Raw genomic sequence first — 12,598 nt, forward strand, 5'->3', positions numbered from 1 at the left:
CTTGGCGAACAGTATCTTTGGATGGCCGCATTCTAAACTTTACCGTTCATCGGACGACTCTAATAAACAGCCGCAAGCTAAGACAATCATCCCCGCATTCATGGCGATGATGTCCAAATTTGATCGCAAAAAGTATCAGCCAGGGAGGCGCAGTGGTGTCCGATTCAGGGAAAAATAAAGATACCCGTCAGAATGCACGACAAGGATTGGGCAGGTTTGATGTACTGGAAACAGAGGAAATCAGAACCTCAGGTCTTGATGGAAAAAGTACCATCCTGCTGAAAGGCTTGGGTGAATACAGTATTGCTATCGACCCGGCCAGAGAAGCTCGAGTCGTGACCAATACTCCGGCATCTGATGATTTTGCGAGTGAACTTCTCGATCTTTTACATCCCGGTATGAACTTTCCTCCCAGACAGGTACTCAAAGGTGCAATGCTGGAGGGCAGAGATCTTGAAAGGGTCTGTTTTAATCAAACGGACTTGAAGGGCAGTAACTTCAGAAAGGCACAGTTGCGGGGAGCCCGATTTAAAGGCTGTAATTTATCCGGGGCTGATTTCAGAGGTGCCGATCTGAGGGGTGCCATCTTCGAAGATTCTTCCCTGGAAGGTGCTGATCTGAGGCATTGCCGGCTGGATGAGGCGCGTCTGGTGGATTGCAATCTGTTTGCTGTTAATTTTGACCAAAGTTGTCTGGATAATGCTGTCATTGATAGCTGCAATATGGGGGCTCAAAGTTTTCATAACAGCTCATGCATGGGTTTAAAGATGCACAACAGCCAGATTATTCACGGATTTCTGGATGATGCGAACTTTACCGGCTCCCAGCTCAGGAATATAGAGTTCAGGGATTGCACACTGACAAGTACTCACTTCAATAACGTTTTAATGGAAGACTGTCAGTTCAGAGGCTGTGACAGTTTTCAGGAAGGGCCGGTGTTTTCGGGTGGCAATTTGAACAAGGTGATTATGACCGACTGCGAATTCAATGTTCCCAAGCTGGTCAGGACCCGGATTTCGAACAGTTATTTTACCCGGGTCGATATGGATTCAGCTTTAATGGAAGGCACCCAGTTTAACGAAGTGATTTTTGAGCAGGGTCAGTTCAGGGAGTGTTACAGTTTGGAAGAAAGCCCATCATTTGTCCACTGTCGTTTGGATCATGTTACTATTGATCAGGCAGAGTTCAATCATGCAAGGTTTGATCGCAGCTCTTTTATTGGTGCCATGATTCGGGATTCTGATTTTGGAGCCTGGACCATGAACCACACAGGTCTGGATGGAGAAACTTTAATCGAATGACTGTCGAATCAATCGATTTGAAGGTTGCCGTCACTAATCAGGTTGTTAAGGATTTGTGCGTCGGTACTGCCTCCCCCGTAGCCTGAGAGATCAACACCTTCCAGCTTAATCTTCTGGGTAATATCACCGTCAGCGTCTGGCATCACCTCGATGGTGGTGTCGCCGTTATCAAAGTTCAGGCTCAGGTACTGGTCCAGAGGCGTTGAATTATCCACCAGGACATCACTTAGATCTATAACGTCCCCACCGGAGCCTGTGTTAAAGTCCTTGATGACATCCTCGGCAGGATTAGCGGCTGACCCCAGGTCAGAAGCAAGCCAGACAAAGGTATCGCTATCATCATCCCCCGAGAGAATGTCATCGCCTGCTCCGCCTGTGATGATGTCTTTACTCGCACCACCAAATATCAGGTCGTCACCGGCATCACCAAGAAGGTTGTCTGCACCCCCTTCACCTCTGAGAGTGTCGGACTGAACTGTACCATCAATAATTTCTCCGGAATTGGTACCCACCAGATCAACATCACCAATCTTTAATACCACTTCTGAGTCGTCAATGCTTGCCCCGTGATGACCACTCAGGTTTTCCTGGTCTTTAGCGCCGTGTTCAAAATAAACATAGCGGACACCGGCACCATAATTACTGAAGGTATTAGCAGCCTCCTGCCAGTTGTCGGTTGCAGTCAATGTTCCGGTGTCGTAGGAAGCAATAACATTATTGCTGGCGTCCCGCAGTTCAACTTTCAGGTAATAATCATCGTTGGCACCGTTATCTTTAAACCAGTCGCTGACACTGATGTCAGGAGCAGAATCCAGATATTGTTCGGTAAACCCTTTGGCCAGAAGATCCACCGTTTGTGACTTTTTCGCCCAGGCATTGGAAGTAACCCAACTCTGACCGTCGCCGTCATGACTGCTATTGCCTGAACCCCAGCCATCACCACCGTTTGCAATAATATTCCAGCCAGAGGTGCCATTCTCAGCACTGCCATTAGTCAGCAGGTTTTGAGAGTAAGTACCTCTTACATTAAGGCTGAATGTTTGTGGATCACTGGAAAGACTGCCATCGCTCACCGTAAAACCAAAACTGGTGCCAACATCCGGATCAGTGGCTGGAGCGGTATAGGTCAGATTGCCAAGGTCTGCTGCGGTAATGACCTGATTGGCTGTCACAGCAGCACCATTCAGCGTTAAAGCGCCGGAAGCGGGCAGAGAGGTGATGGTAATGGATTGCAGGCTGTCACCGGCATCACCATCGGTGAAGCTGAAATCCTCGGTACTGAATGTGTAACTGTCCGTCTGTTTTAATAAAAGACTGTTGTCTGACGATACTGGTTTGTCATCTACCGAGTTGACCCTGATGGACAAGCTCTCACTGACTGATGAACTGTCACCATTACTTTCTGTCGTGGTGGCTGTGAACGTCAGATTCATAGTATCTGTGCTGTCTGCCGGTGGTGTTATTTGCAGATTAGCGAAGTCCCAGCCGGAAATGTCGACAGCGGTTCCATCTGCTGTTATTGAGTGGCTGCCATCAGTGAGCACTGCTCCGGCAGGTACGCCATCGGCAGAAACGGTCAGCGTTTCAGAACCGTCGCTGTCGACCTGGGTGATGCCGAGATCCGGCAGATTGAAAGCGGTATCCTCATCCGTAGCACGCACTTTGGTGATCCGGATATTGTCCAGGTAAAACACATTGATATCTTCGTCGAATCGCAGCTCTGTACTGGGATTACCCGTTGCGTTTAACAGGATGGTTTTGGTCGATGTATGGGTACCTGAACCGGGAGCTTCCGTATAGGTTGCGACTGTCTGTCCATTCCATTTCACCCTGATGTTGGTGGTATGGTGTAGATTTCTCTCATGGTGAAGGATGAAGGTTAATTCGTACGTCTGAACAGAACTGTCACTGGTATCAATGTTTCTATAGCTCTCAGTTGAATAATAGTTATTCAGCCGATTATTCTTAACCATTGAATGGCTGATGCCGTAAGGGTTGGTTCGTTGCCAGCCATCAGTGTTGTTGCCATCAAAGGTACTATTCAACACTTCAGAGCCGATATTATTCATGGTGACGCTGTCCGCCACCGCTGCCACATCAAATGTCCGGGTATACTCACCAGAATAGCTGTTACCGTCGTGTACTTTGAAGCCGATAGACGTGTAGTTATCGTCGGCTTCGTTGCTGTCTGGCTCAAAGACCAGAAGACCTGCTTCAATATCCGCTTTGCTGATGACCTGATCTTGCGTCACAGCAACGCCATTCAGCTTCAGGGTTCCCTCATCAGGTAAGGTTGATAGCTTGATCTGGGTCATGGCAGCCGCTTCCTGATCGCTGTGACTCAGATCGGTCAGAGTGAGGGCATAGCTGGTATCCTCATCGGTAGACAGCGTGCTGCTGTTAACAAAAACCGTGTAATCGCGAGTACTGCTGAGCTGGCCATCGCTCACCTGCACCGTAATCGTGTGAGATGCGTTGCTGTCATGGTCCAGCAGTGTGCTGTCAGCCACTGATATTTCACCGGTTGAACTGTTTATGGTGAAGCGGCCACCGGCATCGTTACTCAAGGTGTAAGTCAGCTGGTTACTGGCATTATCAATATCCGTCGCCGCTACTGAGCCAAGGACAGTGCTGTTGGGACTCTGTTCGATAACATGGAAGGCATCGCTGATGAGATTTTCTACTGAGTCAGCTTCATAGACGGCTTTGACCTGATGAGCACTCAAGGCACTGTTGAAAACAGCAAAATCGTCTATTGAGCCGTCCAGATCACCATCATGACCCCAATGGCTCTTGCCGACATAGTTGCCTGATCGGACAATCTCCGGAAGAACAGCCCCGTTGAGATTCTCTCCGGCCAGCTCTCCGTTTTTATAGATCCGCATTGCTCCGGTATTATCGATAGTGGCTGTCAGGTGAACCCACTCACCTTCGGTAAAAAAGTTGCTGATATGGAGCTGACCGTCTGCGGGGTAGCCTGCCCCGTCATAGATTTCAAAAGCGAGATCATTCGATGTGCCGATATGAGCCAGTAGAATATTGTTGTCGGCAGGACCATTCGCGAAGTCTATTATTCTGGACCAGTTCTGATTCAGGCTGTCGTATTTCACCCAGGCAGAAATGGTCAGGGCTCCACCGATCTTAAGCCCCGAAATCTCACCACCACCGGAGCTGCCATTCATTTCAAAGGCCTGACCGCCGTTATGTCCGCTGCCCAGTGTGGCACTGCCACTGAGGGTCAGGTTGTTACCGTTACCTGAAATGTCCGTGTTATCTGAGAAACTGTAGGCTGCCTCAACTCCGCTGATAAGAGGACTGCCCGACAATTCAGGGGCATCGTTGACAGCCGTGACATTCATTGACCAGAAAACATCCGTTGTCTCTGAACCATCCGAAACGGAAATCTTGACTGACAGATTGCCAACATCAGGATCATCAGGTGTTCCACTGAAGGTTCGGGTTCCGGCATCGAACGTCAGCCATGCGGGCAGGGGATTGCCATCGGCCAGACTGGCGCTGTAAGTCAGTGTGTCGCCCTCTGCGTCGGAGAAAGCATTTGCCGGAATGGTGTAACTGAAAGCAGATTCTTCCGCCACCATCTGATTATTAAGGGTGCCAACCAGTTTCGGAGCATCGTTGACCCCTGCAACATTAATTTTGAATTGATCTGAAACAGTGAGGATACCATCGCTGGCAGTCACTTTGATGGTGATTTGTCCAAGATCCGGGTCATCGGGTGTTCCGGAAAAAGTGCCATTGGATGGATCGAATGACAGCCATGCGGGTAACGGACTGCCATCATCCAGTGTGGCAGAATAAGTCAGGTTGTCACCGTCTATGTCGGAAAAAGCGTTTGCAGGTACCTGGTAGCTGAATACCTGTTCTTCGGTTGCAGACTGGTCTGGCGTACCCGCATCAATAGCTGGACCGTCATTGGCGCCATTAATGGTAATAACGATATTGTGGGTAGTGCCATCCAAAGACTGAACCGTCAGGGTCTCGGACAGGCTGTCACCATTGCCCAGAGCCTGAATATCAGCATGGTTGTTACTGGCCGAATAGCTCCAGCTGCCACTGCCATCAATGGTCAGTGAGCCGTAGGTGCCGGTGATGGTCTCTGGGGTGAAACTGGCTTCGCCGCCATCGACATCGGCGATACTCAGGGTGCCGGAAGTCATGAGGGTGTTGCCGGCGTCCTCAGTGACGCTGCCACTGTCATCGCCAGTGATGACTGCCACATCGTTGGTGCCGTTAATGGTAATGACAATATTGCGGGTGGTGCCATCCAAAGTCCGAACCGTAAGGGTTTCGGTCAAAGTGTCATCATTTCCCAGAGCCTGAATATCAGCATGGTTGTTGCTGGCCGAATAGCTCCAGCTGCCACTGCCATCAATGGTCAGTGAGCCGTAGGTGCCGGTGATGGTCTCTGGGGTGAAACTGGCCTCGCCGCCATCGACATCGGCGATACTCAGGGTGCCGGAAGTCATGAGGGTGTTGCCGGCGTCCTCAGTGACGCTGCCACTGTCATCGCCGGTGATGACTGCCGCATCGTTGGTGCCGTTAATGGTAATGACAATATTGCGGGTGGTGCCATCCAAAGTCCGAACCGTAAGGGTTTCGGTCAAAGTGTCACCATTGCCCAGAGCCTGAATATCAGCATGGTTGTTACTGGCCGAATAGCTCCAGGTGCCACTGCCATCAATGGTCAGTGAGCCGTAGGTGCCGGTGATGGTCTCTGGGGTGAAACTGGCCTCGCCGCCATCGACATCGGTGATACTCAGGGTGCCGGAAGTCATGAGGGTGTTGCCGGCGTCCTCAGTGACGCTGCCACTGTCATCGCCAGTGATGACTGCCGCATCGTTGGTGCCGTTAATGGTAATGACAATATTGCGGGTGGTGCCATCCAAAGTCCGAACCGTAAGGGTTTCGGTCAAAGTGTCACCATTGCCCAGAGCCTGAATATCAGCATGGTTGTTACTGGCCGAATAGCTCCAGCTGCCACTGCCATCAATGGTCAGTGAGCCGTAGGTGCCGGTGATGGTCTCTGGGGTGAAACTGGCTTCGCCGCCATCGACATCGGCGATACTCAGGGTGCCGGAAGTCATGAGGGTGTTGCCGGCGTCCTCAGTGACGCTGCCACTGTCATCGCCAGTGATGACTGCCACATCGTTGGTGCCGTTAATGGTAATGACAATATTGCGGGTGGTGCCATCCAAAGTCCGAACCGTAAGGGTTTCGGTCAAAGTGTCATCATTTCCCAGAGCCTGAATATCAGCATGGTTGTTGCTGGCCGAATAGCTCCAGCTGCCACTGCCATCAATGGTCAGTGAGCCGTGGGTGCCGGTGATGGTCTCTGGGGTGAAACTGGCCTCGCCGCCATCGACATCGGCGATACTCAGGGTGCCGGAAGTCATGAGGGTGTTGCCGGCGTCCTCAGTGACGCTGCCACTGTCATCGCCGGTGATGACTGCCGCATCGTTGGTGCCGTTAATGGTAATGACAATATTGCGGGTGGTGCCATCCAAAGTCCGAACCGTAAGGGTTTCGGTCAAAGTGTCACCATTGCCCAGAGCCTGAATATCAGCATGGTTGTTACTGGCCGAATAGCTCCAGGTGCCACTGCCATCAATGGTCAGTGAGCCGTAGGTGCCGGTGATGGTCTCTGGGGTGAAACTGGCCTCGCCGCCATCGACATCGGTGATACTCAGGGTGCCGGAAGTCATGAGGGTGTTGCCGGCGTCCTCAGTGACGCTGCCACTGTCATCGCCAGTGATGACTGCCGCATCGTTGGTGCCGTTAATGGTAATGACAATATTGCGGGTGGTGCCATCCAAAGTCCGAACCGTAAGGGTTTCGGTCAAAGTGTCACCATTGCCCAGAGCCTGAATATCAGCATGGTTGTTACTGGCCGAATAGCTCCAGGTGCCACTGCCATCAATGGTCAGTGAGCCGTAGGTGCCGGTGATGGTCTCTGGGGTGAAACTGGCCTCGCCGCCATCGACATCGGTGATACTCAGGGTGCCGGAAGTCATGAGGGTGTTGCCGGCGTCCTCAGTGACGCTGCCACTGTCATCGCCAGTGATGACTGCCGCATCGTTGGTGCCGTTAATGGTAATGACAATATTGCGGGTGGTGCCATCCAAAGTCCGAACCGTAAGGGTTTCGGTCAAAGTGTCACCATTGCCCAGAACTTGAATATCAGCATGGTTGTTAATGGCCGAATAGCTCCAGCTGCCACTGCCATCAATGGTCAGTGAGCCGTAGGTGCCGGTGATGGTCTCTGGGGTGAAACTGGCTTCGCCGCCATCGACATCGGTGATATTCAGGGTGCCGGAAGTCATGAGGGTGTTGCCGACGTCCTCAGTGACGCTGCCACTGTCATCGCCCGTGATTACTGCCACATCGTTGGTGCCAGTCAGAGTAATAGTTACCTGCTGAGCTACTGTACTGCCTTCGCCATCGTCGACAGTGACGCTATAAGTCTGGGTCAGGATCTCACCGTCACCCAGATAATCAATGTCGGCATCATTAATACTGAAACTCCAGTCGATGCGGCCAGTACCATCGGCCTGGGTGTCGTCTGCTACCATGGCAGTCAGGCTACCCAGATAACCATTGGCTGCGGCACTGACGCTGACACTCTGCTGATCTGAAAGATCCACATCGGCGATGGTGAAGGAGCCGTTGTCGGTCAGGGTGTTGCTGTTCTCACCCGCACCACCGTCGACAATCTCAGTCACAGCTCCGGCGACATCGGTAACGCTGCTGATAGTGGGAGCATCGTTGCTGCCAGTAAGGGTAATGGTCACCTGCTGATCGACGGTGCCGCCCTCACCGTCGTTAACAGTCACGGTGTAGGTCTGGGTCAGGATCTCACCGTCACCCAGATAATCAATGTCGGCATCATTAACACTGAAACTCCAGTCGATGCGGCCAGTACCATCGGCCTGGGTGTCGTCTGCTACCGTGGCAGTCAGGCTACCCAGATAACCATTGGCTGCGGCACTGACGCTGACACTCTGCTGATCTGAAAGATCCACATCGGCGATGGTGAAGGAGCCGTTGTCGGTCAGGGTGTTGCTGTTCTCACCCGCACCACCGTCGACAATCTCAGTCACAGCTCCGGCGACATCGGTAACGCTGCTGATAGTGGGAGCATCGTTGCTGCCGTCGATACTAATAGCTACATTGTGGTTATCACCACCTGCCGCAGTGACTGTGAAGGTTTCACTTAAAGTATCACCGTCGCCCAGCCTCTGGATCTCCAGAAGTGTATTATCAGCCGTATAAGTCCATTGTCCGCTGGCATCAATAACAAGATCACCATAAGTTCCGGTCAGGGTTTCAGCTTGAAACTGGGCTTCACCCTGATCAGCATCAGTGATGGTGAGGGAGCCTGAGGTTGTCAGGGTGCTGGCATGACTGTCTTCAGTTATGGTTGCTGTATCAAGACCTGTTATCTGTGCGCTGTCGTTTGTACCGGTGATGACCAGAGTGGCTGTCTGGGAAACTGAGCCACCATTGCCGTCTTCGATGTCATAGCTGTAGACAATGGTTTCAGTCACTCCGTCGGGAAGATAGTCGTAGGCGCCGGGGTCAACGGTAAGGGTGTTGCCATTGATGGTGATGCCAGAGTCATCACCGGATGACAGGGTGATCTGAGTCACGGAGAGGTTATCACCAGCATCAGCGTCTGCAGCAGACTCAAGCAGGTCGATATTGACTGAAGCCGAGTCTTCAACAAAATTTTTCGCAATGGCAGAGCTGAGCGTTGGGTCATCATTAACCGATGTAATGCTGAAGTCGAAAGTTGCTGAAGGTGAGAAGAGGTTGCCATCACTGACTTGAAATTCGAATGAGGCGTAAAGGTTGCCATGTTCGTTCTGAGTCGGCTCAAATTTCAATCGGCCCGCTAAAAGTTCGTTCCTTGTTACTTCTGTGCCCGCAGTGACAGCCGATCCGTTAAAGAGCAGCTCACCTGCCAGGGGCAGCTGAGTGATTTTGATACTTTGCAGTGTCTGTCCGGCATCCGGGTCAGAGAAGGCGAAGTCAGATGTGCTGAAGATATAAGGTGTATCTTCGTCGGACGTCACCAGTGTCCCTGCCGTAACCGGAGCATCATTGACGGCCTTTATCGTGATGGTACTGGTGGCTATATGGCTGCTGTTATGACCGTCGTTAATACTGAAGCTGACGATGCGATCAGCGGTAGAGGGTGAGTCAGAACTGTTTGAGTAGGTGACCGTTCTCAGTGCTGCCTGATACTGCGCGACCGTTGCAGTTCCAGAGAGCGTCATGGTACCGGTTGATGAGTCCCAGCTTCCGGAAACCCCGTTGTGATCGGTGAAAGCCAGATTGTCTTCAGCTGAACTGAAATTGCTGATGATCGTGATCGTGGCACTCTCTATGGTGGCAGAGTCAATATCTGTCAAAGTGATATGACTGTCTATTACCTGATGGTTGTCGTTTTCTGTGTAAGCTAGAGTGCCTCCTGCGTTGACTACTGGCGCATCGTTGGTGCCATGAATAGTGGCAGTGACAATATGCTGTGTACCATCGGCAGTCTGCACTGTGAAACTGTCTCTTAGTGAGTCTCCGTCGCCCAATGTCTGAATGGTGCTCTGACTGTTATCAGCACTGTAAGTCCAGCTGCCATCAGCGTTAATGGATAACTGCCCATGGCTTCCTGAAAGTATTTCAGCCTGAAAAACAGCTTCGTTGGCATCAACATCCGTAACGGTCAGGTTGCCGCTGGTGGTTAATGTGGCGTTATCGTCTTCCGTGACGGAGCCGGTATCAACTCCGGCAACTACTGCTGCGTCATTGACAGAAATGACGTCAAGTGTGGCTGATGCGCTGGCTTCATCGCCTGAGGTTCCATCTGAAACGGTGAAGTTAAAAGTAACATCATCACCGAAGTAATGGGCAGTGGGTGTGTAGCTCCAGGTACCGTCATGATTGTTCGCCAGACTGCCTGTGGCAGGGTCTGCCAGGGTGACGGATTGAATACTCAGGCTGTCCCCATCAATATCACTGGCTGAAGCCAGAAGATCAGCAGCAGTGATGACAAAAGAGGTATCTTCCGGAGTTGATCCCAGATCAAGATTCCCCGCAACGGGAGCATCGTCTACCGGATTGACAGTGATCGTGAAAGTCTGGATATCAGAAGACAGGGCACCATCGTTCACTCGGAAATTGAAGCGGGTGTAGTTGTCTGCACTTTGATTGGCTACAGGAAGGAACGTCAGTAAGCCCGCCGAAATGTCAGCCTGACTGATGGCGTCGCCTTCAGATACCAGACTGCCGTTGAGTTCCAGCGATCCACTGGCTGGAATAGTCTCAATGACGATCGCTTTCAGCGTGTCACCGTCGTCCTGGTCAGTGTAGGGAAAGTCATTCAGGGTGAAACGATAGAGGCTGTCTTCATCGATAGTGGTCGAACTGTCTGTGGCCACAGGCGCTTCGTTGATGTCATTGACTTCAAGGGTAAAATTCTCTGAATAGGCGGCACCATCAACATCGGTGGTTGTTACCTTAACATCAACGGAGTCATCGGTTTCGTGGTCAAGGGCTATGCCTTCTTTCAGCTTGAGATCGCCGTCTACCACTTCAAAGCGATGGTCATCAATGGTGTAGGTGTGAGAGTCAGAAAGGTCTTTGTCTCTGGTAGACAGAGTACCCACAACCGCACCATCCTGGTTTTCATCAATGCGGGTACCGGAGAGTTCAATATCTTCCGGATTATCATTGGTGCCCTCAACGGTAATGGACGCACTTTGGCTGACAACACCACCCTGCCCATCCTCTATTTCATAGCTGTACTCAATGACTTCAGATTCGCCTCCAGCCAGATGCTCATAAGCAGACGCATCCACATCAAGACTGTTGCCATCGTCAGCGATTGTAATACCTGAAGGATCCCCCGCTGTTATCCTGAGAGAGACGGCATTGAGGTTGTCTGATGAATCCAGATCGAACGCACCTGCCAAGAGGTCAACGTTAAAGTCATCGCTGTTCTTATCAAAAGTCTGAATGACGGCTTCTCTGACCTGAGGCTGATCATTGTCGCCAGAGAGCGTAATAGTGACAGACTCTAAAACGGACTCTCCCCGGGAATTCGTGACCAGGTATTCGTAGGTCAGGGTTTCTGTTTCGCCAGCAGCCAAATATTTATAGGCTTCGGGGTCAATACTGAGACTGTTGCCATCCAGGCCAATACTGACACCGGCCTCGTTGCCCTCAGTCAGTCGTAACTGAGTCACAGAGAGAGTGTCTGAAGGGTCCTTGTCAAAAGCCTGAGAGAGCAGATCGATGGTTGTTTCGTCATCACTCTGAACAATCTCGGCTAATACTGGCTTTGCAGTTTCCGAGGTATCCTTGATACTTTCGTTGTTGTCACCTGTGATGGTGATATCGACAGAAGCCCTTGAACTGGCTCCGCTGCTGTCTATGGCTTCAAAGATAAAAGTAACAACCGTTTGCTCACCTGCTGCAAGGTAATCGAAGTCACTCCCGGGCAGGAATCGAAAGCTGCCATCGTCATTGAGTATCAACTGCCCTGAGTCAGGAGTAGTGACCAGGCTGAATTTTAGAGCTTCTCCGGTGTTGGCGTCGAAGGCCTGGAGCTTGCCTTCCAGCTCTGTAGCGCTTTCGCCGTTATTCATAATCATGTTTTGAGCGGTGGGCGCATAATTGACAGGAGAGGAGCTGGCTAATTCTTCATTGATCTTTTCGGGTACAAACAATGGTTGAATGGATTCAAGCGGTTGTTTAATTTCTTCTGATGATTCCGATAGCGGCTCAATCTCTCTTTTTTGTTCTAATTCTGTGGCATCTCTCTCCAGAACAACGACTTCACCGGATAAGCCATCGCTTGCTTCCTGACTGGGATCTTGAGAGGAACTGTTAGGTTCTTCTGACGAAGAGGGTTCAGAAACTTCAACAGGGTTAACTTTAATAGGGGCGATTGCGGCAGAATCTGCTCTTTCTGCAATAGCATCCAGTATCTCTTCCGCTTCTGATGAGCCATCAGTATCAGATGATGCAGGCAGAAGCATATCCTGCATCATGACAAGCTGAGACTGACCCTTCAGCTCAATGACTTCGCTACTGACAAGAAGAATAGAAACAGGGCTACTGGATTCAGAGACTACCCTGTCATTGAGATAGAGGGGATCCCCTTCCTGAAGAATGCGTTTGCTGCCATCAGGGGCGATGGCGAATACATCACCATCGGTTTTCTGAACGTGGCCGATGACAGACATGGAACCATCAGAGCTGGGAGGCATATTCCTTTC

2 protein-coding genes are annotated in these 12,598 nt (G+C 51.1%); one reads left to right on the forward strand and one right to left on the reverse strand.

The genetic code is table 11. The annotated features are described in order from the left end of the window. Nucleotides 1-155: 155 nt before the first annotated feature. Nucleotides 156-1,301, forward strand: coding sequence for a pentapeptide repeat-containing protein (locus ACO6V5_RS20820; protein WP_422412157.1), 1,146 nt, complete (start codon nt 156-158; stop codon nt 1,299-1,301). A gap of 8 nt (nt 1,302-1,309) precedes the next feature. Here ACO6V5_RS20820 and ACO6V5_RS20825 read toward each other — a convergent pair whose 3' ends face one another. Continuing rightward, nucleotides 1,310-12,589, reverse strand: coding sequence for a VCBS domain-containing protein (locus ACO6V5_RS20825; protein WP_422492148.1), 11,280 nt, complete (start codon nt 12,587-12,589; stop codon nt 1,310-1,312). Nucleotides 12,590-12,598: the final 9 nt, after the last annotated feature.

The sequence above is a fragment of the Endozoicomonas sp. ALD068 genome, from assembly GCF_049310145.1.
GTDB lineage: Bacteria > Pseudomonadota > Gammaproteobacteria > Pseudomonadales > Endozoicomonadaceae > Endozoicomonas_A.

Excerpts from the sequence above, each read along its gene's own strand:
- ACO6V5_RS20825 (WP_422492148.1), bottom strand. The coding sequence starts at position 12,589 with ATGCCTCCCAGCTCTGATGGTTCCATGTCTGTCATCGGCCACGTTCAG.